The sequence below is a fragment of the Vibrio sp. 1580 genome (assembly GCF_033340055.1).
Genome location: NZ_JAWOVT010000004.1, coordinates 17,236 through 41,607, shown reverse-complemented (window position 1 = coordinate 41,607; position 24,372 = coordinate 17,236). Strand labels below are relative to the sequence as shown.

Annotated in this window: 19 protein-coding genes; 8 read left to right on the top strand and 11 right to left on the bottom strand. The window is 45.6% G+C overall.

Annotated features, from left to right (window positions below):
- Positions 1-94: 94 nt before the first annotated feature.
- Positions 95-2,086 (bottom strand): transketolase, encoded by a 1,992-nt coding sequence (tkt, locus tag R7093_RS07525; protein ID WP_042522667.1) that lies wholly within the window; start codon positions 2,084-2,086, stop codon positions 95-97.
- Between the two features lie 125 nt (positions 2,087-2,211).
- The gene (gene tal, locus R7093_RS07520) at positions 2,212-3,162 is read right to left on the bottom strand and encodes a transaldolase (RefSeq protein ID WP_005373488.1); all 951 of its coding nucleotides are present in this window, start codon (positions 3,160-3,162) and stop codon (positions 2,212-2,214) included.
- Between the two features lie 466 nt (positions 3,163-3,628).
- On the opposite strand from tal, the gene R7093_RS07515 reads away from it, so the two are divergent.
- On the top strand, positions 3,629-4,630 hold the full coding sequence (locus R7093_RS07515) for a sugar-binding transcriptional regulator (protein ID WP_005387670.1): 1,002 nt from the start codon (positions 3,629-3,631) through the stop codon (positions 4,628-4,630).
- A gap of 165 nt (positions 4,631-4,795) precedes the next feature.
- Here the strand turns inward: R7093_RS07515 and R7093_RS07510 are convergent, their stop codons facing one another.
- From R7093_RS07510 to moeA, 5 genes are all read right to left on the bottom strand, one after another.
- Entirely contained in the window at positions 4,796-5,626 is an 831-nt protein-coding gene (locus tag R7093_RS07510) for a sulfurtransferase (RefSeq protein ID WP_047101230.1), read from the bottom strand.
- A 140-nt stretch (positions 5,627-5,766) separates the two neighbouring features.
- Positions 5,767-6,261: a hypothetical protein gene (locus R7093_RS07505; RefSeq protein ID WP_047101232.1), complete on the bottom strand. Its 495-nt coding sequence runs from the start codon at positions 6,259-6,261 to the stop codon at positions 5,767-5,769.
- 12 nt (positions 6,262-6,273) lie between these two features.
- Positions 6,274-8,379: an LruC domain-containing protein gene (locus R7093_RS07500; protein ID WP_047101234.1), complete on the bottom strand. Its 2,106-nt coding sequence runs from the start codon at positions 8,377-8,379 to the stop codon at positions 6,274-6,276.
- A gap of 176 nt (positions 8,380-8,555) precedes the next feature.
- Positions 8,556-9,305: a molybdopterin-synthase adenylyltransferase MoeB gene (moeB, locus tag R7093_RS07495; protein WP_047101236.1), complete on the bottom strand. Its 750-nt coding sequence runs from the start codon at positions 9,303-9,305 to the stop codon at positions 8,556-8,558.
- Positions 9,306-9,314: 9 nt separating this feature from the next.
- Positions 9,315-10,550: a molybdopterin molybdotransferase MoeA gene (moeA, locus tag R7093_RS07490; protein ID WP_047101238.1), complete on the bottom strand. Its 1,236-nt coding sequence runs from the start codon at positions 10,548-10,550 to the stop codon at positions 9,315-9,317.
- A 287-nt stretch (positions 10,551-10,837) separates the two neighbouring features.
- On the opposite strand from moeA, the gene folE reads away from it, so the two are divergent.
- Complete coding sequence (gene folE / locus R7093_RS07485) at positions 10,838-11,491, top strand: GTP cyclohydrolase I FolE (protein ID WP_005373478.1); 654 nt, start codon at positions 10,838-10,840, stop codon at positions 11,489-11,491.
- 45 nt (positions 11,492-11,536) lie between these two features.
- Here the strand turns inward: folE and R7093_RS07480 are convergent, their stop codons facing one another.
- Entirely contained in the window at positions 11,537-12,484 is a 948-nt protein-coding gene (locus R7093_RS07480) for a TDT family transporter (RefSeq protein ID WP_017819907.1), read from the bottom strand.
- Between the two features lie 261 nt (positions 12,485-12,745).
- Positions 12,746-14,149, bottom strand: a complete 1,404-nt coding sequence (clcA, locus tag R7093_RS07475) for a H(+)/Cl(-) exchange transporter ClcA (protein ID WP_005373473.1) — start codon at positions 14,147-14,149, stop codon at positions 12,746-12,748.
- A gap of 491 nt (positions 14,150-14,640) precedes the next feature.
- Between clcA and R7093_RS07470 the strand changes: the two genes are divergently transcribed.
- Positions 14,641-15,219, top strand: a complete 579-nt coding sequence (locus R7093_RS07470; RefSeq protein WP_017819909.1) for a hypothetical protein — start codon at positions 14,641-14,643, stop codon at positions 15,217-15,219.
- Here the strand turns inward: R7093_RS07470 and R7093_RS07465 are convergent.
- Entirely contained in the window at positions 15,200-15,613 is a 414-nt protein-coding gene (locus R7093_RS07465) for a helix-turn-helix domain-containing protein (RefSeq protein ID WP_005387686.1), read from the bottom strand. The genes R7093_RS07470 and R7093_RS07465 overlap by 20 nt on opposite strands.
- Positions 15,614-15,708: 95 nt before the next feature.
- Between R7093_RS07465 and R7093_RS07460 the strand changes: the two genes are divergently transcribed.
- The 5 genes from R7093_RS07460 to R7093_RS07440 all read left to right on the top strand — a co-directional run bounded on the left by R7093_RS07460 (position 15,709) and on the right by R7093_RS07440 (position 21,534).
- Positions 15,709-16,617: an aldo/keto reductase family oxidoreductase gene (locus tag R7093_RS07460; protein ID WP_042522659.1), complete on the top strand. Its 909-nt coding sequence runs from the start codon at positions 15,709-15,711 to the stop codon at positions 16,615-16,617.
- A 367-nt stretch (positions 16,618-16,984) separates the two neighbouring features.
- Positions 16,985-17,989, top strand: coding sequence for a response regulator (locus R7093_RS07455; protein ID WP_005373466.1), 1,005 nt, complete (start codon positions 16,985-16,987; stop codon positions 17,987-17,989).
- Positions 17,989-18,426 (top strand): PAS domain-containing protein, encoded by a 438-nt coding sequence (locus R7093_RS07450; RefSeq protein WP_005373463.1) that lies wholly within the window; start codon positions 17,989-17,991, stop codon positions 18,424-18,426. Before R7093_RS07455 ends, R7093_RS07450 begins: the two co-directional genes overlap by 1 nt.
- 86 nt (positions 18,427-18,512) lie before the next feature.
- On the top strand, positions 18,513-20,054 hold the full coding sequence (locus R7093_RS07445; RefSeq protein WP_318146585.1) for an NAD(P)H-hydrate dehydratase: 1,542 nt from the start codon (positions 18,513-18,515) through the stop codon (positions 20,052-20,054).
- A 436-nt stretch (positions 20,055-20,490) separates the two neighbouring features.
- Complete coding sequence (locus R7093_RS07440; RefSeq protein WP_005373458.1) at positions 20,491-21,534, top strand: GMP reductase; 1,044 nt, start codon at positions 20,491-20,493, stop codon at positions 21,532-21,534.
- A gap of 618 nt (positions 21,535-22,152) precedes the next feature.
- Here the strand turns inward: R7093_RS07440 and R7093_RS07435 are convergent.
- A complete protein-coding gene (locus tag R7093_RS07435) occupies positions 22,153-24,297 on the bottom strand; it encodes a TonB-dependent receptor (RefSeq protein ID WP_047101246.1) in 2,145 nt (714 codons plus the stop codon).
- Positions 24,298-24,372: the final 75 nt, after the last annotated feature.

The window sequence follows — 24,372 nt, the reverse complement described above, 5'->3', positions numbered from 1 at the left end:
TAGGAGCCAGATAAAAGAAAGCCCCGCCATTGCTGGTGGGGCTTTTCAGTTTTCACATTCGCAATAGAGAAAACTGACTATCTTTTTACTGCAATTACGCGAGTAGCTCTTTTGCTGTGTTCACTACGTTTTCAGTCGTGAAACCAAACATTTTGAATAGTTCGCCAGCTGGTGCAGATTCACCGAATGAAGTCATACCGATGATGCGACCGTCGAAGCCTACGTACTTGTACCAGAAGTCAGCAATACCTGCTTCAATTGCGATACGTGCTGTTACGTCTGATGGCAGTACAGCTTCACGGTAAGCGGCGTCTTGTTTGTCAAATGCATCTGTTGATGGCATTGAAACAACGCGTACTTTCTTACCTTCAGCAGTTAGCTGTGCTGCTGCTTCTACTGCTAGTTCAACTTCAGAACCTGTTGCGATAAGGATTAGCTCTGGCTTGCCTTCGCAATCTTTCAGAATGTAAGCACCTTTCGCGATGTCTGCTACTTGTTCTGCTGTGCGCTCTTGTTGCGCAAGGTTTTGACGAGAGAAGATAAGTGCTGTCGGTGCATCTTTACGTTCAATCGCTAGTTTCCAAGCTACAGCGGACTCAACTTGGTCACATGGACGCCATGTGCTCATGTTTGGTGTTAGGCGTAGCGATGCCATTTGCTCAACTGGTTGGTGAGTTGGACCATCTTCGCCAAGACCGATAGAGTCATGCGTGTACACTTGGATGTTCTGAATTTTCATCAGCGCAGCCATACGCATTGCGTTACGTGCGTACTCCATGAACATTAGGAATGTTGCGCCGTAAGGAACGAAACCACCGTGTAGCGCGATACCGTTCATGATCGCTGTCATACCGAATTCACGTACGCCGTAGTGGATGTAGTTACCAGAGAAGTCGCTTGCCTCTAGAGACTTAGAACCAGACCACATGGTTAGGTTAGAAGGTGCTAGGTCAGCAGAGCCACCCATGAACTCTGGTAGTAAAGCACCAAATGCTTCTAGAGCATTTTGAGACGCTTTACGTGATGCAATGTTTGCTGGGTTAGCTTGAAGATCAGCAATGATTTGGCTTGCTTTCTCTTCCCACTGTGCAGGAAGCTCACCGTTTACGCGGCGTTTAAATTCAGCTGCCAGCTCAGGGTACGCTGCTTCATAAGCTGCAAATTTCTCGTTCCACGCTGCTTCCTTAGCTGCGCCTGTTTCTTTCGCTGACCATTCTGCGTAGACTTCTTGCGGAATTTCAAAAGGACCGTGCTCCCAACCTAGTTCTTTGCGTGTTGCTGCGATTTCTTCTGCACCTAGTGGCGCACCGTGACAATCGTGTGAACCAGATTTGTTTGGTGAACCAAAACCGATGATAGTCTTAGTACAGATAAGTGTAGGACGTGGATCCGCTTTCGCCGCTTCAATTGCTGCGTTGATTGCGTCAGCATCGTGACCATCGACTGCAGGGATTACGTGCCAACCGTAAGCTTCGAAACGCTTAGGTGTGTCGTCAGAGAACCAACCTTCAACGTGACCGTCGATAGAGATGCCGTTGTCATCCCAGAACGCGATCAGCTTGCCTAGACCTAGAGTACCTGCAAGAGAACATGCCTCGTGCGAAATACCTTCCATCAGACAGCCGTCGCCCATGAACACGTAAGTGAAGTGGTCAACGATGTCGTGGCCTTCTTTGTTGAACTGTGCTGCTAGCGCTTTTTCAGCTAGAGCCATACCAACCGCGTTAGTGATGCCTTGACCTAGCGGACCCGTTGTGGTCTCGATTCCTGGCGCGTAACCGTACTCTGGGTGACCAGGAGTTTTAGAGTGAAGCTGACGGAAGTTTTTCAGATCGTCGATAGACAACTCGTAACCTGCAAGGTGCAGTAGAGAGTAAATCAGCATTGAGCCGTGGCCGTTAGACAGTACGAAACGGTCGCGGTCTGCCCACTCAGGGTTTGATGGGTTGTGGTTTAGATGAGAGCGCCAAAGAACTTCAGCGATGTCAGCCATACCCATAGGTGCACCTGGGTGACCAGAGTTAGCTTGTTGAACACCATCCATGCTTAGCGCACGGATTGCATTTGCTAGATGTTTACGATCCATAGTGATTACTTCTCGATATTTGATTTAAATAGAGGGAACTCGCCGAAACAAGTTCAAATAGAATTTTTTGAAAATAGTGCTGATGGTAAAAGCGAGTAGACGGGCTACTCGCTTTTGGTAAGCAATTAAAGCTTAGCTTCGATCATCGCTTCTAGTTTGCCTTGGTCAACGGCGAAGTTGCGGATACCTTCAGCCAGCTTCTCAACAGCCATTGGGTCTTGGTTATGTTCCCATAGGAACTCAGCGTGAGTCATTGGTGCTGGACGCTCAGCTGCGCCTTTAGAATCAACTAGTTTCTCAACTACTTCACCTTCAGCTGCTTCTAGTTCTGCAAGTAGAGCAGGAGCGATAGTTAGACGGTCACAACCAGCTAGTTCTAAGATCTCACCGATGTTACGGAAGCTTGCGCCCATAACTACAGTTTTGTAGCCGTATTCTTTGTAGTAGTTGTAGATCTTAGTTACAGATAGTACGCCTGGATCTTCTTGAGCTTCGAAGTCACGGCCTTCTTTCGCTTTGTACCAGTCCATGATACGACCAACGAATGGCGAGATTAGGAATACACCCGCTTCTGCACAAGCACGTGCTTGAGCGAACGAGAATAGAAGCGTTAGGTTACAGTTGATGCCTTCTTTTTCTAGGATCTCAGCTGCGCGAATGCCTTCCCAAGTTGAAGCCAGTTTGATAAGGATACGGTCGTTAGTGATGCCAGCATCGTTGTACATTTTCACTAGTTGACGAGCTTTCGCTACGCTGCCTTCCATATCGTAAGATAGACGAGCGTCTACTTCTGTAGAGATACGACCTGGGATAGTTTTTAGGATTTCTTTACCGATGTTTACTGCAAGCATGTCACAAGTATCTTGAACTTGTTGAGCTTTGTCGTTGCTCTGTGCTTTAGCGTATTCGATTGAAGCATCGATTAGAGGTGCGTACTCTGCGATTTGAGCGGCTTTAAGGATAAGAGAAGGGTTAGTTGTTGCGTCTTCTGGCTGATACTTTTTAATTGCATCAATTTCGCCAGTGTCTGCTACTACAGTCGTTAGTTTACGAAGTTGCTCTAACTTGTTGCTCATAATCGATCATCCTATTTAAATGGGCTTAAGCGTGATTTTTGTTATCACAGCTTGTGCATTTGCAAGCGAGTTAGCTAACCGTCTCATCGCATTTAATGAGACATCTGCTCAGCCAACTACGGAAAATTTCGTTACCGAACAAATGCTATGAACATTTGATCGATAGCTGAGTAAATGATGTGTCCATATTTATCCTATCTATGCTGAAAGTCAATCGCTGAAATGGACTTATAGTGAACTTCATCAACGTTTTTTTACTGTGTGTTTAGTGGTTAACCCAAATAAACGATTGCCCTTATTGTTCAAAGCTTGAGCGTTGTCCAAGAGGGTAAAAAATTGTAGTGAGAAAATGTTATTGCGATGAGCAAATGTAGCGTTTAAATTGATAAAGAACATATGCTAAGTCAATGAGCATATGTTCACTTATTGCATACAATATCGATCCTCTTAAAGGGCGAGAGAAACCATGAGCAGTTCTAATCAAGATATTTCCATTGAAAACACGGATTTGTTGACAGAGATTTCCGTCGCGTATTATCAAGACGGTGCGACTCAGGAAGAGATATCGAGAAAATTTGCCATATCACGCGCAAAGGTCGGGCGAATGCTCAAGCAGGCGCGTGATGAAGGCATTGTTGAAATTACCGTTAAATACCATCCGGTGTTCAGCGCCAAGATTGAACAACGTTTGATCGAGCGATTCGGCGTTAAGCGCGCGCTTGTTGCTCTTGATCAACCGAATGAAGAAGCGCAACGACTACAGGTATCGGGATTGGTGTCCAATTATCTCACTAGCACGCTCAAAAACGGCATGGTGGTGACGGTCGGACAAGGGCGCAACGTGTCGTCTGTCGCTCACCATATTGGTGTTATTACGCCGCGTGACTGTAAATTTGTGTGTGGCATTGGTGGTATTCACCCGCGTGGCGGTATGTATAACGCCGACCATATTTGTCGTCAGTTGGCGAAGAAATATGGGGGAACCTCTGAAACCCTTTATGCGCCGGCATACGCAGAAAATAGAGAACAGAAGTTGGCCTTCATGCAAAATGCAACCGTGAAACAAACGCTCGACCTAGCACGTAAAGCCGATGTTGCTTTGGTTGGTATTGGTGACATGAGCGAAAACAGTTACATGGTCGACTTAGGTTGGTTTACGCCTGATGAAGTGGTTCAGTCGAGACTTCAACAAGGTGTGGTAGGGGATTTTGCAGGTTATGACTTCTTTGATATTCACGGTAATGTAGCGAACACGGTAATGAGTGACCGAGTAATTGGACTTGGTATTGAAGAGTTTCGGCCGATCTCGGAAGTCATTGCGATCGCAGCTGAGAACAGCAAGCCACTCGCTCTACTCGGAGCATTAAGAACTGGAGCGATAGACGTGATCGCCACGAGCGTTAGTAACGCATTAACCGTGCTCAACTTAGATGAGCAAATGCACGGTAACGCGACATCTGAACGCTAACGGAAATAGTCGGCTTTTGATGTAGTCAGGCTATGAGGAGGGACAAATCACTCATAGCCAGTTTCTATTTCGAAATGACAAGTTTGGTTTAGAAGCTGCGTTTAGTTTATTGGAACACATCATCTTTAGATAAACGTAAGATACTTTGTTAAACAGACACTTGTCTTAACGCTCGATAGGTAGAGAGTGGTCAGCACCCCATTCGGTCCAAGAACCGTCGTACACCGACAGATTGTCTAGACCAATTTGATACGCCGCGAGTAATAAAATGCATGCGGTTACACCGGAACCGCAACTAAAAATAATCGAATTGTCACTATCTATCGTTAGTGCGCTAAATATCTGTTGCAACTCTGAGTTTGGTTTAATGTGACCGTTGGTCAAGAGTTCTTGAAACGGTAAGCAAACCGAATTTGGAATGTGCCCACTACGTAGACCTTCTCGTGGCTCAGGCACTTCACCAAGGAATCGTGCTTTGGCTCTGGCATCGATGATGTTGGCACTTTTATTGGTTGAATGAGCAAGAACATCTTGTGCACTCAAAAAGGCATTTTGGTTGAGCTTACCTGCAAAGTTACCTTCTTCGCTTGGTTGCGATAGGGTACTTTCAACAGGGAATCCGGCTTCAATCCAAGCGGGAAGGCCGCCGTTTAAGACTCGAACATTATCATGTCCCATAGCTTTGAACATCCACCAAGCTCTTGGCGCGGCTAAAGTGCCTGAGTTGTCATAAACCACAATCAAATCTTCGTTGTTCAAACCGAGTTGTTGCGCACTTTGGTTGAAGCCTTCTTCTGTTGGCATCATATGCGGCAGGGAAGAACCGGGTAAGCAAAAGTCATTGTCGTAATCGAAGCGTAAAGTATTTGGAATCCACTTATCTTGAATCTTTTTGCCTTCAGAAGGGATTTGAAACGCAATACTAGCGTCGAGGAGCTTGACGTTAGGTTGGCCGAGAAGGCTATTGAGTTCATCAGTACTAATCAGTGCTTGCATTGTCTTTAGTTTGCTAGGTGGATAATCTTACTGTTTTACAACAAAAAAATCGCATGTTCAAAAGAACGATGCGATTTTTAAGCTTGAGATTGAAGATTTATGATGAAAGGTCGCTTTCGCCATGCCTTCAATCTATCTAGTTACATGGTCCAAGTGTTGTCTCCAGAAGTAATCACTTTCTGAATTGGGTCACTGCCGTCATAGAACCAAATTTCAACAAGTAGGCTACCTTGGCTATCAGAAACATTAAAGTCGACGTTTGCTGTACCGTTGTTGAGTGGAACCGATGCGACTTTGCTTGGATATTTTGCATCGTAGTTACCTGAACTGTTCTCGACAAACTCTTTGTACACACTTAGGTGTGCACGTTGTGAAGAGAAACCACTGATGTCTACATTGAGCGTACCCTCCGTCACTGAGTTGTAGCTAAAGCCATCCGGTACTACTAGGTCCTGCATGGTTGCATTTTCTACAGTTACGGTAGTCTCTTCTACGGTTGTTTCTTCCTGTTGGGTTGTGTCTTCCTCTGCAACGGTGGTTTGGGTTGGTGAAGGTGGTGTACTGTTACCACCTTCGCCGCCACCGCCACAAGCCGTTAGTGCTAATCCCATGATGATTGTGATAAGTGCTTTCATAATGTTATCTCCCTATGGAATGTAGCATTTGTTAGGTGTTGGAGCGGTGTGCCAATCTGTGCTTCGTTCGCCACCAGACTCAGCCCAAGTTTGGAATTGAGGGTATGCATCGACCATGTCTACACGCTCTAGCGGCCAATCCCAATCTTCTACTATCAACAGTGCCCAAGGTAAGTTGTTTGCTGTTTTGAAGTACACACCTTGCGCAGGGGCACTTGCATCGACGCCGACACCGAAGAGGTTTTGGTCATCAAACTGTTCTGTTGGTGCTTGGTCTGCTAAGTGAACTTCCCATTTACGACCTGGTTGGAAGGTAATCCCGTCGCCATGGTAAGTCCCCGGCGTTGCGAAGATGAACGGGTCGTATGGCATGGCTTGAATGGCTGAACGGTCAGAGCCTTCGGTGAAGTACACATTCAAGGTAAAGGTGAGTGAAACGTTATCATCACAGCCAGACTCGGTACGGAAGTAGCTACAGCTGCTAGCCGCGTGTGTGCTTAAGTCTTCACTGATGATGAAAATTGCTTCATCAGAAATACTTTCCAAACCATTAGATGCTTGTTCTACACCATTGAAGGATAGCGTTGTTAATCCGTTTTCAATCGAGCTTCTCAATACACCCGGTAGTCGGATTGCGAAGCCATTTTTGTAACTTGCGCCGTAGGCCGCTAGGTCACCTGTAATCTGGATATTCTCAACATGACCAGCAAGACTGGTTTCAGTGATGCGGAATTTCACGACCACATCGTTCATGTCGTAGTCTGCGGTGTATGGCCAGTTATCTTCGTAAGCCACGGTGGCGTAATCTTCTGCACTCGGGAAATACTCCACTGAGTAACCATTACCAGTGATGGTAATTGGGTAATCTTCCACCTCACCAGACGTCGAACCACCATCGTAGTTTAATCCGGTTTGTTGGCTAAAGCGGAATCGGCTCCAGCTAGACCCTTCCGTTGCAGCGGTTGAAACTACAAACGGTAGGGGATTATTACCTGCAGACAGTAATTGGTCGGTAAAGACTTGCTCACCTTCATCATCAAAGTCACCATCGCGGTTCCAGTCAAACCATGCTGATAGGTAGCCAGAAGTAGAAGCTGTCACATTCACAATTGAGCTTAAGCCTGGATCAAGTGCGGATACAAAACCAACACCATCTTCATCGGCTGTGCCCACAGAGTTATCGTTTGCCTGTCCGTCGGCATCACCATCTGGAGCAACAGAGCCAAGCCAAGTTGCACCGTCCACTTCGTGGCGAGGACCGTTTGACGCAAGCGTGGTGTGGTAGCTGTCTGGAGCATCACCAAAATCAATTGGCTCGTCTTCGTTAATCACCGGAGCATTTGCACAACGTGCACCGTCATTTTGGCTTGAGCTTGGACCGTTGGATACAAACTCAACCGCAGGAACGATACCTGCTGCGATATTGGCTGCGTTACCTTCCGAAAGGTCAACGCGATAGATTTTGCCATCTTGGTTACGTGACACGTAGTAGTTGCCGTTTACATCGAAGTAGCCAGCACCAAATGTGCCTTTCTCACCTGTGTCACCTATCTCAGTTGCGCTACCATTTGATGGGTTGAACTGATATAGCACACCAGAGTTGTTGTCGATGCCGTAAAGGGAGCCATCACCTGGATGGAATGCAAAGTCGGTTAGGTTCACAGTCGCTGTTGAGCTGATTTTCACGATGCTCAATGTCGCATTTGGATCAGAATCGAGCGGAGAAAGGTCAATGGAGAAAAGTCCTTTGCCTTTGCGGTACAAGTAGTAGACGTGGTTGTAAACGTCACCTACGTAAAACGTGTGGTCGGTAGGAAGACCCGAAACATCAAGTGTCTCTGCTTGGAAGTCTTGACCAAGACGAACAATCTTTTTGTTTGTGGTGTCGTAGCCGTAGATATAACGGTCAGTGAAGTTAAAGCCTACACCGTTGATGCCCGAAGCCAAACCTGTGTCGTCCTCTAAAAGAGTCGTAGAGCCTGTAACCAAATTGACGCCATAGATTTGAACCGGGGTTGATTGGAACAGGTATGCTTGGCTTGGGCACGTATCAAATGGCGCCGCTTGTGCGTAAGCGCTCGCTATTAGAGACCCAAGTAGTAGTGATGTCCTTTTCATAATTCGCCCTCTCATTGGTTCGTGATATATGCAATGAAAGGAATGTGCCAACTTTTAAGTTGTTGAATTTTATTGATTTAATATTTGTAAGAAGAGGGGTTTTAAATCTGATTGTCAAAATGAGAAAAAAGCCCAACATCGAGTTGGGCTTTTTGGGAATGATTAGAGGTTTAGAACTAACTACAAACCGGACAGGTTGGCATTTTCATCAGATTCATTTCTCGCCAAGACATGCTGAGCGCGTCCAAAATCAGAATTTTGCCTTTCTTTGGTTGGCCGTAATCAGCAATCACTTTGATCGCTTCCATCGCTTGTACTGCGCCAACAATACCCACAACAGGCGCCATGACTCCGGCTTCGACACAACTTAACGCACCGCTGCCGAAGAGGGCACTTAAGCACTGGTAACATGGTTGTGCTGGATCATCGTAAGTAAACACACTCACTTGGCCCTCCATACGAATGGCCGCGCCTGAAATTAGCGGTGTTTTGGTCGCAAAACATAGGCGGTTAAGTTGATTGCGCGTATCGACGTTATCTGATGCATCGACAACAATTGTGTGCTTTTCGATCAAGCTTTTTAGCTCTGTATCATCAAGACGTTTTTCGATGGTATCTACGATAATGTACGGGTTAAGTTCGCGTAGTGCATCAGCAGCCGATTCGACCTTCTTACGACCAATATCCGCATCGTGGTGCAGAACTTGGCGCTGAAGATTAGACAACTCGACGATATCATCATCAATCAGCGTAACTTTACCGACACCAGCAGTGGCCAAATATTGGCTTGATGCACAGCCTAAACCGCCAGCACCAAGCATCAATACTGATGCTTGTTTGAGTGCTTCTTGTCCTTCAAAGTCAAACTGACGAAGAATGATTTGGCGGTTGTAACGCAGCATTTCCTGATCGGAAAGAATATCCACAACGACTTCCTAGTAAAGGGTTGAGTTGAATAGTTGAATCTGAACCGTTTCGCCCACTTCAACTCGGCCGCGTTCACGTTCCAATACAACAAAGCAGTTCGCTAGGCTCATTGAGCGGAACGCACCAGAGCTTTGGTTGCCCGTTGTTTCAACCACAAACTTGCCATCTTCCAATGTGTAGATACCACGTTGGTAATCGGTACGACCTGGCGCTTTCTTAAAGGCGGTTTTAGTTGCTGCTGGAATAGATTCGGGTGCTTTCCATTCTGTATGGCCTGCAAGTTTTGCCAGCATTGGTTGAACAAGCACATACATAGTCAGAACTGCAGAAACCGGGTTACCCGGCAGGCCACAGAACCAAGCAGTGCTTAGCTTACCAAACGCGAAAGGTTTACCCGGCTTGATTGCTAGCTTCCAGAAACCGATTTCACCAAGTTCTTCAAGAATGTCTTTGGTGTAATCCGCTTCGCCCACACTGACACCGCCTGAGGTCACGACCACATCTGCCAATGTTTGCGCTTGTTCAAAGGTTGCTTTTAGAGTCTCTGGGCAATCTGGAATGATGCCCAGATCAACGGCTTCACAACCGAAGTTCTCGATAAGCGGTTTAATACCGTAACGGTTGCTGTCGTAGATCTGACCTTCGTCTAGCGGTTCGCCCAGTGGTTTAAGCTCGTCACCAGTAGAGAAGAACGCAACTTTTGGCTTACGTACTACAGTCACATGGCTGACACCAAGAGACGCAATCATCGGAATATCGCGAGGTGTCAAACGTGCACCTTTTGCCAGTACGATATCGCCTTGTTTGATGTCGTCACCCGTTGGGCGGATGTTGTTTTGCGGCTTCACGTCAGTTTGGTTGAACTGAATGCCAGCATCCGTCACTTCTGTGTTTTCTTGCATGATAACGGCATTACAACCCTGTGGGATTTTTGCGCCAGTCATGATGCGAACACAGGTACCTTGAGGCCATTCACCTTCAAAAGGTTGTCCTGCAAATGATTTACCTGCCAGAGGCAATACAGAAGATGACTCAAGATCTTGAATGCGAATAGCGTAGCCATCCATTGCTGAGTTGTCGAATGGCGGTACGTGGATAGGAGACAAGATATCTTCTGCCAGTACAAAACCGAGTGCTTCAGCAAGTGGAAGAGAAAGCGTTGTTTGGATAGGTTTGATTCGCGATAACATTTTGTCCATCGCTTCTTCAATTGGCATCAAGCCAGGTGCGTCGCAGCAGCCCATTGAGAAAATCCTGTGTTCTTTTGTTTTGTGGCAACTTTACCATAAAAGGGGGCTGAGTAAGAATGTCCACCTATAAAATATGGGTGTAATTATTCAAAAATCCGAGTATCCTTGTCAGCCATCCAAAAGGGGTAAAAAACCTGCGGAGCTCAAGAAAATCAGCTCAGTACCTTCATCTGATGTGACTTGGTGTAAAGACACGAACTGAGCAACTCAAAGCGAAAAGTATGAATGCAATTTTGATTGGGTTTGTACGAAGGCTGAAGTAAAACAAAAGAGGAAGTGGAATGTCAGGTCTTAGCGAGTCAGCGAAGTTAGTAAAAGAAGCGCTAGAGCAACGCGGTTTGGAAACGCCAATGCGTCCAAACAACGTAAGTCGTGAAGAGAAGAAAGAGAAGATCGAGCACCACATGCGTGAGATCTTAGGTCTACTTCAACTTGACCTCACTGACGATAGCCTAGAAGAAACCCCTCACCGCATTGCTAAGATGTACGTTGACGAAATCTTCTCTGGTCTGGATTACTCCAACTTTCCTAAAATCACGGTGATTGAGAACAAGATGAACGTGAGCGAGATGGTTCGCGTGAAGGACATCACAGTGACCAGTACTTGTGAACACCACCTTGTGACCATCGATGGCAAGGCTGCTGTGGCTTACATTCCACGTGGCAAGATCATTGGCCTGTCAAAGATCAACCGTATCGTTCGCTTCTTTGCCCAGCGTCCACAAGTTCAAGAGCGTATGACTCAGCAAATTCTTGTTGCACTTCAAACGCTGCTTGAGTCCGATGATGTGGCAGTTACGATTGACGCAACACACTACTGCGTGAAATCTCGCGGTGTGATGGATGCAACTAGCGAAACGACAACAACTGCATTGGGTGGCATCTTCAAGAGCAACCCAGCAACGCGTGCCGAATTTCTGCACGGTTTACGCTAGGTAACTAAGCAAGTTTCTAAGAGGATGGCAAACGCCATCCTTTTTTTATACTTGTTTAGAAAATGACTTCATGATTTCTGGCCAATACATTTTGACGTAACCTGCCGATACCCAAACAACCAATACAGTCGCGATACTGAGCTCTAGAAAACCAAAGTCGTGTAGCCAGTGCCAGTGAGGGTGCGATTCGGCAAAAAAAGAGGTTAAGCGATGCATTGCGATAGCGCTGATCACGGAAGGAAAGGTTACTGCCGCGATAGAAGGTTGAAACTTCAAGCGAAGTAAGCGGAAGTAACATAAGTAGATCAATAAAGTCATAGTGATGGCGATCCCTGCCAATGCGCCTGTTAGTATCGGATCAGGTAAGGGAAAGTTCACCAAGTATGCTGCTAATGACAAGTTTACCGGCGCGGCCATAATCGCGAGGGTCGGTCTTGCTCGCCTTGGTAGAGAGCCGAAAAACACTAAACGATACAACACGAGTGGCAGCATGAAGAAATAAATGCCGATGCACATCATCGCTAATGTTTCGGAGAATAAGTTGTGACCTAGTTGAGAACCGGCTAGTGAACTACTGATTAGCCCCACCGGATAAAGAAACCAACTCGGTACGATATTGGACATTTTGAAGTTCATTAGCTGAAAGCTAAAAAACAGCACCATCATAGTAAAATGCAGCAAAAGCGCCATAAACCAAAGTGGATAAGCGATGATAGGTGCTACAGCGGCAAGATAATCTGCAAGGATCAGTAACGCCATACTCATTGGTGCCATTAAACTACCACTCAGCGGGTGACGAATGTCGACCATGAATAATCGTGGATTCGCGGCATATTTTATGAGTACAGGGGCGAGTAAAAGTGCGCCGAGTGACGCCAAAAATGGGCGTATCGGTTCACCAATCTCAGGAACATAGAGTGCCCAAGCTTGCCCTAAACCTATCATACCTAGTGCCAACGCGGCTTGAGACGGCGGGACACTATAAAACTGCACAAGTCTTCTCCAGTTCAAATCTACTCCATTTGATTTTTGCCTGAATGAAACGAAACATGACGATTTGGATGAAATGCTCTATTTAAGTAGCAAATACTAACAAGTATGGAGAGGGGTTTCTCATGAAAGGTGGTGAGCAAATATCAGAGAATGATAATTTTGTGAGTTTGGTATCGAATATTTGGGAAAAGATGTAAAAACGCAGAGTTTATCGCTCCAAACCCTTCGATAGTCTGGAGCGAAGTGATAACAAAGAGAATGTTATGTTGATTGATTCTCCGGTAGATCCTGTTGGCGTAACTTTTCGTTTTTGATTGTGCGATGCAGCAACTGGCTGTAAATAGGTTGTCCACCCAACAATTGAGCAATAATCACAGCGCCCAAACAAGTAATGATCAATGGCAGGATTAAGTAGTAGTTATTCGTCATTTCAATCACTAACAGAATACCAGTAATCGGTGCACGTACCGTTGCAGCAAACAGGGCACCCATGCCCGCAATCGCAAATACACCAGGCTCGATATCAAGCGCAGGGAGCAAGACATCAGCACTTGCTCCGAACGCGTAGCCAAATAAGGTTCCCAGAGCAAGCATAGGTGCAAAGATGCCTCCCGGCGCACCAGAACCAAAACAGAGCAGGGTTGTAATTACACGACCAAAGAAAAGCAAAACTAAAATAGATACCGAGTAGTTACCGTTAGTAATGTCAGGAATAAGGCCGATACCACCACCAGTTAGTTGGGGTACGTACAAAAGAAGCAAGCCAAACACGCCTCCCAGTAACGAACCTACAATCAAGTAGCGCTTACGATCGTTTTTGTGAATTGCGACAAAACTGTCTTGTGCCACGGTAATCAGTTTATTGAAGATCACGCCAAACACGCCAAACAATGCGCCAAGCAATAAAAACAGCCATAGGGTTTGAAGCTCTGGCGACTGGTATTGCGGCATAGTGATAACGGCGTCTTGCCCGTTGATGGCGCGAAACACTATGTTCGCCATAATGGCAGAAATGATCACTGCGCGAATTGAGATCAAAGAGTAGCGAAACTGAGGTCGCATTTCCTCCACAACGAACATAATGCCTGCGAGTGGGGCATTAAAGGCCGCAGCCAAACCGCCAGCAGCACCAGAAGCGAGCAGGGAGTGGCGGGTATCGTCATCCTTTACCCGGAATATATCGGTCACCATTCGACCTACAGCACCACCCATTTGAACGGTTGGGCCTTCACGACCAAGCACCATACCAGAGCCAAGTGCGCCCATGCCGCCGAAGAATTTTACTGGTAGCACGCGCCACCAGCGCACTGGACGAATATTATCCATTGCCCCTTCGATTTCAGGAATACCAGAGCCTGCCGCTTCTGGCGCAAAGCGGTGCACAAGAAAATAGCCAATAAAAGCTAAAAGTGCGCTAATGAGAACCGCTGCCAGCCACAATGGTAGAACATTACCAATTTCGCTTCTTAACCATTCTGTTCGTGTTTCAGAAACGAAATGAACGGCAAGCTCGAAATACGTACCGACAAAACCAGCCAACGTACCTACAATGGCCGCCATAATGAGAACAGAAAATGGTGTTGACCCTCGAGAGACAAACTGGTTAATCGCATCTTTCGGTACGTGCGCTAACACAGATTTCACAATTCTCTCGCGTTTGGTCATTAACAAGCTCTCCTGTTGCTGGGGGAAGGGACGAAAGAAAGTATACGCTTCGCAGAGTCTAGACCTAATCAATAAAGATGCAATTTAGCTTTTCACTATTGAGTGTTTGAAGTGTCGCGATATTATTCATTCACTCAGATTGTGCTATTGCTCTCATAATTTAGGGTAAAAAACTTGTTTTTTGAGAAAAATGAACCATGCTTTAAATGTAAAGCAACATGACTGCTTCAGAAGGAGGGATGTGAGGTTTTACACACAATTTGGATGGATTCAAACCCTACGGTAAGTCCTCGTTTTATGTTCGGGATGCATCAATAGACATCGCCGATTCGCACACTCACGATTGAGTAACGAGGTAGAGGCGCACGCACATGTGCGCCTTCTTAATTTCTGCGTCATAACTTTCATCACCACCTACAACTATTTTTCTCTTGAACATTTTCTTGCAGTTAGTAATGTCTTAGTTCGATGTCAACCAACTAGAGCAGTGCATGCGCTTTTATCTTCGACTCTTACTTTCTTTATGTTGTTGTTCGGTAACGTTTCCGGCACTTTCAACGCCGAGCTGGTGGCAAGACACGTTGTCAGCAATGCCATATTCCAATCTAAAAGAACGTATAGAAAAAAGTGGAAGCTGGTATGGTTGCGAAGTGCAGTTGCGAGACAACTCAACGTTTATCAGCGCATTTTGTTTGGATGATTTTTCGTACTACCAGCAGCACTTGTATGGTGAAGTGGTTTTGAGAAGAGAAAGTGCTCAGTTCTCGTTTCTCACTGAATACGAGTGGCAGCGTCTGAATGACTTACTTCTCAACTTAAGAAAGGATGGGTTAGTTTTACGCAGAGTTACTATCGGACAAGAACACTATGATGTCGTTGAAGCTCTGGAAAAGAAATCTTCCGAGCTTGTCGATAAAGAAGTTATTTTGTTGATGAACCGCTATCCACAAGAAACGATTCGAAGTTTGCTTTGGGTAAAACCGGACGAGTTTCTGACGCCATCACCGTCCTTAAATGTGCAATTGCGCAGTGATGGCGAAATTATCGAGGTCAAAGTGACTCGTTTTTAGATTCTTTATGGAGAGATAGGAAGGTCGCCATTGCTGATTCATCCAAAAAACCATCCGATTTTTTGTGAGCGCGCAGGTATTGATAGCCTGCGATTAGCTTGCGGTGTAGCTCTTCTGCATCGTCTGACAACGGCTGATTCATAACGTGTTGAAAGGCAAGTTTGTACGCATCCATATCCACGACTTCAGCACGGCGATATAAATAACCACATCCCGTTGCTAACCATTCGAGAGAGCAATTGGCGCGCATTGCAATTTGATTTGCTTTGGTTAGGCTAGGTTCACTGCCTTTAAGGTATTTGCGTATTAAAGCTTCAGACACATCGACGCGTCGAGCGAACCCGCTGATGCTTTCTTCTCCGATCAGGGTGGCTAGGCGTTGGGCAAAAGACATATTTCGTACTCCAGTTCGAATTGCGAAAGTTTACCCGTTGAGCCGGTACGAAAACAAGACTACGATGAATGCAGATCAATTGAAGGAGAAAACCCATGGTTGCAAAAGTAGTAACTGCACCAAAAGGCCCAGAGTTCTCAGAGCTGGTTCAAGGATATTGGCGTGCAGTTGAGTGGGGAATGACGGCTCAAGAGCGTTTGTCATTTCTTAAGCAACACATTGAGTTAGGCATTACGACAGTCGATCACGCCGACATCTACGGTAATTACGAGTGTGAGGCGTTGTTTGGTGAAGCGTTAGCTTTAGACAAGAGTGTTCGTGAGCAAATTCAGATCGTGACGAAATGCGACATCAATTTGTGTGGCGATAAAACGCCAGAGCGTAAGATCAATCACTACGACACGAGCTCAGCACATATCTACCAATCGGTGAATAACTCGTTAGAACGTTTGAATGTGGATGAAATCGACGTACTTTTAATTCATCGTCCTGACGTATTAATGGATGCAGACGAGGTTGCAGAAGCATTTTCTGAGCTTCATAAAGTCGGCAAAGTGAAGCACTTTGGCGTGTCTAACTTCACTCCACGCCAGTTTGAACTGCTGCAATCTCGCTTAGGTAAGCCGTTGGCTACTAACCAAGTGGAAATCAACCCACTTAACTTTGAGGTTGCTCACGATGGAACGCTTGATCAAATGCAAATGTTGCGCACGCGACCAATGGCTTGGTCTTGCCTCGGTGGTGGTTCAATTTTTAGTGGTGACAGTGAGCAAGCTGTTCGTGTCCGTAACGAATTAGAAGCAATTCGTGAAGAAGTGGGCGCAGCGAGTATTGATCAAGTAATTTATGCCTGGGTACGTCGTTTGCCATCTAACCCTATTCCAATCATTGGCTCTGGTAAAATCGAGCGTGTGCAAACTGCAGTTAATGCATTGAACATCGAACTTACTCGAGAGCAATGGTATCGCGTATGGGTGGCTTCTAAAGACCATGGTGTGCCATAGAATTGATATCTTATCGATGAAATTATTATTAAAGGCATCCTCTAGCAGGGTGCCTTTTTAGTTTTAGCGCGTTACTGTTTACCGATTATGGAAATGGAAAGAATGAAATTCGAGCAAAAATGGGCTTTGGATGTTAGCTGCAACTTTTTGCTTACTTTTGGTGGAGGAGTTTTACCCATGTTTGTTTTATGTCACTAAACAGCGAATGTGATGCTTGCTTTTTAGTCATTTTGTTCACTCATTCATTCATATTGCGTATGCTTATTGAATAATAAAGAAATAAAAAACTCGTCAGTTTTCTCGTATTACATGCTGTAACAATCTGTTAGACTCCGGCGCAGATTGTGGAATATAAAAAGGTGATTGAATGTCTTTTCCCGTACTCATCTGTGATGATTCAGCGTTAGCACGCAAACAGATGGCGAGATCACTACCAGCCACATTGAATGCCGATATTACGTTTGCTATCCACGGAAAAAACGCGCTAGAAGAACTCGAAAAAAACGAGTTTAAATTGATGTTTCTTGATTTGACCATGCCAGAAATGGATGGCTTTGAAACACTAGAGCACATGCAACGGTTGGGGGATAAAACTCCGGTGGTTGTGGTGTCGGGGGATATCCAACCTAAAGCGAAAGAGCGCGTGTTCGCACTGGGTGCAAAAGCGTTTATTCAAAAACCGATCGCCAAAGATGAACTCAAGAAGGCGCTTAAAGAGTTGGTCGAGCCAGAACCTCGTCCTCAAATTATCACGCCTGTCTCTATTGAGTTACCGATTTTACGTCGTCGCGATATTTACATGGAAGTGGCTAACGTTTCAATTGGTCGAGCAGCCGATGCGTTGGCGCGTCACTTTGACGTGTTTGTGCAACTACCTCTGCCGAACGTCAATATCTTTGAAGTGAGCGAACTTCACATGGCGCTACGCGACTTGGCGTCGCATGACAACGTATCGGGCGTTTGTCAGGGATTTTGTGGCGAAGGTATTGCTGGCGAAGCGCTAGTGATCTTGAGTGACTCAAGCGTATCTGATCTCAAAAAGTTGATGAAAGTACCAGCAGACAGCGAAGAGCTAGAAGAGCTTGAGCTGCTAATGGATATTTCTAATATTTTGGTGGGGTCGTTCTTAAATGGTTTAGGCGAGCAGTCTGAAGTCCGATTCTTCCAAAGTCCACCAGTACTCCTTGGTCAGCATATCTCAATTGACTCGATCATTGAATCTACAACTGGAGCATTCAGCCGCACGATGACATTCGAAGTGAGCTACAACATTGAAGGAACGTCGATTCGTTGTGACTTGTTGTTTATGTTTGTGGATGAATCCTTGCCGCTGCTTGATAACAAACTGTCTTATCTAATGGAGGAGTTCTAATGTTGAATATGCCAGCAGAGTTTGAACAATTCCATTGGATGGTGGATATGGTACAAAACGTTGACATGGGCTTAGTGGTCATTGATCGAGATTACAATGTACAGGTCTGGAATGGCTTTATGACTCATCACAGTGGTTTGCAGTCTCATGATGCGATAGGTCGTTCTATATTTGATATCTTCCCTGAAATCCCACAGGAGTGGTTTAAATTAAAAACAAAACCAGTGTATGACCTAGGCTGTCGCAGCTTCATCACATGGCGACAACGACCTTACTTATTCTGCTGTCGCAATGTTCGACCAGTTACGCAGCAAGCGGAGTTTATGTACCAGAATGTTACGTTGAACCCAATGCGCACACCGACTGGAAAAATCAACTCGTTGTTTTTGTCTATACAAGACGCGACGGCTGAAGCTCTGATGTCTCAGAATCAATAGCGATAAAAAACTTTCTCAAAAGCCAAGGTCCGCCTTGGCTTTTTTGTATACTTATAATTGTGTTTCCCAATGCGTAGAACGTGAACATGGACTTTAATCTCGCCCTAAAACTCTACACCGCAGAGCAAGTAAAAAACGGTGAAACGCTGGCTGCGCAAATGGCTGGTGTTTCTATGTATAGCTTAATGCAACGCGCTGGTATGGCCGTGTATGAGCGCTTTTTACATCTGTATCCTAAATCAAAAAATATCTTAGTGATTTGCGGTAAAGGGAATAACGGTGGCGATGGTTACGTATTTGCATCTCTTGCGAAACAAGCTCAACTCAATGTACATGTTTTCCAAATTGGTGATGTATCTGCGCTAAAAGGTGATGCTTTGCGCGCATACCAAGATTGGCAGTCAATCGACGGTGTTAACAATGATTGGGATGAATGGAATACCGCATTGTTAGAGGCAGATGTGATCATTGATGCCATGTTAGGTACTGGTTTAAGCGGTGAGGTTCGTTCGGAGTATCGTCGCTATATTGACCAAATTAATCAAATTCATACCCCTGTGATTGCAGTCGACGTTCCTTCTGGTCTGTGTGCTAATACAGGTGCAGTTTTAGGTGATGCTATTCGTGCCGAGCATACAGTAACCTTCATTGGGGTTAAGCAAGGCTTATGCACTGGACAAGCGAGAGATCGCGTTGGCGAGCTCTACTTTTGTGGTTTAGGCGTCAATACTAAGTTTGATACTATCGAAGTAGAAAGTGCATTAGGTATTGATCATCAGGTTGTTTCAAGATTAATGCCCAAGCCAAATCCAACGGTCCATAAAGGTGACAACGGGAAGTTGCTTTGTGTTGGTGGCAACCAAGGGATGTCTGGGGCGATTCGTTTATGTTCCTCCGCAGCGATTAGAACCGGAGCGGGTTTAACTGCCGCAATTACTCACACGAGTAGCCTTATTCCAATGCAGGTTGGTTGCCCAGAAGTAATGAGCCAGAGCATCACCACTGACTTGCTCAGGGATACTGAGAACGACTTAACTAAACGCATACGCTGGGCTGACGTATTAGTGTTTGGTCCTGGCTTTGGAGATGATGAGTGGGCTTATCAAGCCTATCAATATCTGGCTCAAGAGCAGAAACCTAAAGTTGTTGATGCTGATGGCCTCAATATTCTAGCGATGCTGAGCCAGCGATGCGATGGCACTCTAGTGTGCGACAACCATCGAGTGATCACGCCGCATCCTGGAGAGGCAGCTCGACTACTAAATGTAACCATTCAACAAATAGAAAGTGACCGATACTCTGCTGCAAGACAACTGCAAGAGCGTTATGGCGGTGTAGTGGTTTTAAAAGGCGCGGGGACGCTTATTTACGATGGAACGAGAATGTACGTCTGTCTAGCGGGTAACGCCGGAATGGCGACGGGGGGAATGGGAGATGTGTTATCTGGAGTCATTGGTGCATTACTAGCCAAAGGTTTACCAATTTCTGTTGCCGCACGTTTAGGTGTGGTACTTCACAGTCATGCTGCTGATATAAACGTGAGTCAGAATGGTCAAATTGGTCTTTTGGCAAGTGATGTCGTTAGCACTCTTCGTACCGCTATCACCCAAGAGCTCTATCGAAATTAATTAGATTTCATGCATTGCTGAGAAAATTGGTCGATTTTTTTGAGTACTTTTTTACGAATTAGCAGGGCATCTTAGTATTAGGTGATTGAGTTTTAGGCAGATTTGAGAGGTGATGCGTTTTAATTTTTAAGATATGACGCAAAGGTTTGCGCAATGGGTTAACTTAAGTGCTTTCTCAAGTTGTTGATAGTTATAAATAATAAGAGGTTTTGGTGACTTGGGGAGCGTTTTTGATATGCGATTTTCAAGATGGTATCACAAAAAAAATTCAAATATCAGACTTGTAGGAAATAAATCACAGCCTATAATGCTGAAAACCGGAGCGTCTGCCAACGCTCCGGTTTTTTTGTGTCCGAAGAACAGTGAACTCGTCTGCCAACGAAGTCACTACGCACTCTGAAATGACACATATACATATGAATCAAGGAATTACACAATGCGTATCGAACAAGAACTTAAGTTAGGTTTTAAAGATGTACTGTTTCGCCCGAAACGTTCTACCCTTAAGAGCCGTTCTCAAGTAAATTTAACCCGCGATTTTACATTCAAGCATAGTGGTCGTCAATGGTCTGGTGTGCCAGTAATCGCAGCAAACATGGATTCGGTTGGTAGCTTTGCAATGGCTAAAGCGCTGGCTGAGCATGGTGTAATGACCGCTGTTCACAAACATTACACGGTAGAAGATTGGGCTGAGTTTGCTAAATCAGCAGATAAAGTAACCATGAATAACGTTATGGTGTCTACGGGAACATCTGATGCAGACTTCCAAAAAACCAAAGACATCATGGCGCTTTCAGATGAATTTATTTTCATTTGTATCGACATTGCAAATGGTTACTCAGAGCATTTGGTCGAGTATGTTGAACGCGTGCGAGCAGAGTTCCCAGACAAGGTCATTTCTGCAGGCAACGTGGTTACTGGTGATATGTGTGAAGAGCTAATCCTAGCTGGTGCAGACATCGTTAAAGTGGGTATCGGCCCAGGCTCTGTATGTACAACTCGTGTAAAAACGGGTGTTGGTTACCCGCAGCTTTCTGCAATCATCGAGTGTGGTGATGCAGCGCACGGCCTTGGTGGCATGATCGTCGGTGACGGTGGCTGTTCTTGTGCGGGTGACGTAGCGAAAGCATTCGGTGGTGGCGCGGATTTCGTAATGCTAGGTGGGATGCTAGCGGGTCACGAAGAGTCAGGCGGCGAAGTGATCGAGAAAGACGGCGAGAAGTTCATGAAATTCTATGGCATGTCGTCGAAGAGCGCGATGGACAAGCACTCAGGTGGTGTCGCTGGCTACCGTGCGGCCGAAGGTAAAACCGTATTATTGCCATACCGTGGTAGCGTTCACGGCACTATTCAAGACATCCTTGGCGGCGTTCGCTCAACTTGTACATACGTGGGTGCAGCAAAGCTTAAAGAGCTAACCAAGCGTACTACATTCATCCGTGTTCAAGAACAAGAGAACAACGTGTTCGGTAAAGAGTAAATCGACTGAATGTAACAAGTGTAAAAGCAACCATGTATTGATATTTGGTGCAACCATAATTTGATATTGCCTCTTCATAAGTCTATTGCTTTTTAAGTTTATGACATTTTTGAAGGGGCTATTTTATATCTGCTTTAGGATGAAATACCTAGCTAAGTGAGTTTGTTTAACACTTCTATCATGGCGTAGGTTTTTCCAACTTGAGCATTGTAATTTCTCAAACTTAACTAAGCGGCAATGAAAATACATGCTTAACCATAGGAGCCATCATAATCGCTAAGTCATTAAATAGGCGAGGTCTTCTAGGTTGGTTCCCTTGCTTGATTTGCTTCCATAGCTGAACAGTCTCTTAATTAAAAATGTCCGTTAACAGCGGGTGATTAAAGCTTGGTTGTTGTGTTTCCAATTGGTTGTTCTGTAGCGAGGCTGGCTATTAGCCTAAGTATATGAGTGAACCTAGCTGCTCAGCTCATGGGTTGAAGATTTAGTTGCCTGATTTAGGAAACAAAGCTAGTACCCGGCACTAATTTGAATTTTAAGGTAATAAATCACGAATATAACAGTAGAAGTGAAAGACATGCGCTTAATCTGATTAAGCGCATTTTCTGTGTTTTAAGTTTAGTATTTCACTTCGTAGTTCAAGTGGAAGCGACGACCCGGTGCGTTGTAGTAACGTGAGTTGTTACGCTCTGATTGCGCGTACGCCGTCATGTACTCTTCGTTGAATAGGTTTTCAACAGCGAAGCTTAACGTACCGAACGGAAGATCGTAGTCCACACCAGCGTTTGCAACGAAGTAGCTGTCTACTGCGTATTTCGCGCCAGAAGTGATTTCATCTTCTTTATCACGGTTGCCTGAGTAAACCAGCGTCATGTTGTAGCGACCGAATTCGTAAGCGTCGTAACTAATAACAGACGTTACTTTCAATGGTGCGATACGCGTGCCGTCTAGTGGTTCCCAGCCGCTGTCTTCGTTAAGTTTACGCTCACCTTCTTGCCAAGAGATTGTGCTGTCTGTACGAAGGTTAGCAAGAATGCTGTAACCAAGCGTTGCTTCCGCACCCCAAACTTTTTCTGGTGCACGAGTACTTTCTAGCGCATCGCCGGCTTCGTTTACGTTCAGTGTCGAACCTAGGTCAGATTCGCTGTAGAACGCTGCAAGAGAGTAGTCCGCTCCACCAAGGAAACCGCGCACACCCACTTCGTAGTTGTCAGTAGTAATTGGCTTGATAGCACCTTCAACTGTTGAGCTGTTGCCAGAACGAATGTCACGTAGTGCTTCGTTCGTTGACATACCTTGCGCGAAAGATGCAAACAGCTGGTGGTTGTCGGTCAGATCGTGTGTCACACCAATGTTGAATAGGAACTTGTCAAAGTACGGATCACCGCCTTGAACTTGATCACCTGCATTGTTGTGCGTGTTACCTACCGTGAAATCATCCACGCTTAGGCGAACGTACTCGTAACGGATACCGTAAGAAAGAACCGTGTTATCGCTTACATCAGTAATGAACTGTGCGAATGGTGCGATAGCAAATTGCTCTACATCCGGTGTGTTGTTGTAGAAACCGACGCTGTTTGGCTGTTTGAACGACTGTTGTTCAACGTCCATACCCCAAGTCACGAATGCCCAATCAATTTGGCTAGAGATGTTGGCTTTCACGCCGAAACGATCAAAATCTGTCTCGTTGTGGCCGTATAGCGTTTGACCAAAGGTTGGAGAATTTGGGTTCTTATCTTTCATCGCAAGCGTGAACGTCTCAGTATCTTGAGCCATCCAGTATCCCGTTACATCGAGCATACCTAAGCTAAAACCCAGATCTTGGTAACGCGCTTGGTAGTTAGCGAACGTACGTGTCACATCGTTTGGTTTCGCGCCATCTTTGCCTGCAACGCCGTTGTTGTAACCTGGACCACAGTGAACCGCTTCTGCAGGTTTGCCGTTAGCTGCATCGCCATTCGCTGCACACCAGCCTTCGTTATCAGTAATGTTACGAACGCCAACAGTCAAAGTCAGTGAACGATCTTCGTCGATGTTACGGTTCCAAACGCCGTTTACGTTTAGGTTGTCCATGTCATCTTCGTTGTTTACCGAAGGTAGGCGGTCACCGTTAGCATCGTAGCTGCCGCCACGTTGCTCGTAACCCAGACCTAAACGCCATTGGTCTTTCTCATCACCGCCTGTCGCTTCTTGGTACACGTTCCAAGTGAACGCATCGCTGCCAAACTCTTGGAAGCTTGTGCCAACTTTAGTGCGGTATTCTACTGCGCCTTCTTTTGGCATTTTTGTGATCACGTTGATGATACCGCCCTGCGCACCAAGGCCGTAAACCGCAGAACCACCACGGATAACTTCGATACGTTCAACATTTTGTGGATCTATCGCCGACAACTCTTGGCCAAAATCTAGGAAGCTGTTGTTTTGTGCAACACCGTCAATCAATAGCAAAACGCGACGACCACGGATTTGGTTTTGACCTTTGCTGCTCAGGTTACCGTGAACAGAAGTCCCCATACCTGGAACCAAGGTTGAAAGCACATCGTTGATGCTGCGGCTTTGGTTCAATTGAGATTGAAGTTGTGCTTGGTCGATAACGGTCACAGAGCGAGGAACGTCGTTAAGCAGCTGTTGAGAACGGCTTGCGGTAACAACCATTGTTTCCATTGCTTGGACTTGGTCGTTACTTTCCGCTGAAACGCCGAAAGGTGAAAGAGTAATTGCACTTACCACTGCAATATTTAGCTTAGATAGTTTGAGTTTCATAACTTCCTGCAACTAAAAGTTGTCTTTTATAAACTTGTTAATAAATTGATTTAGCTAGCGATTATTGAGCACTTT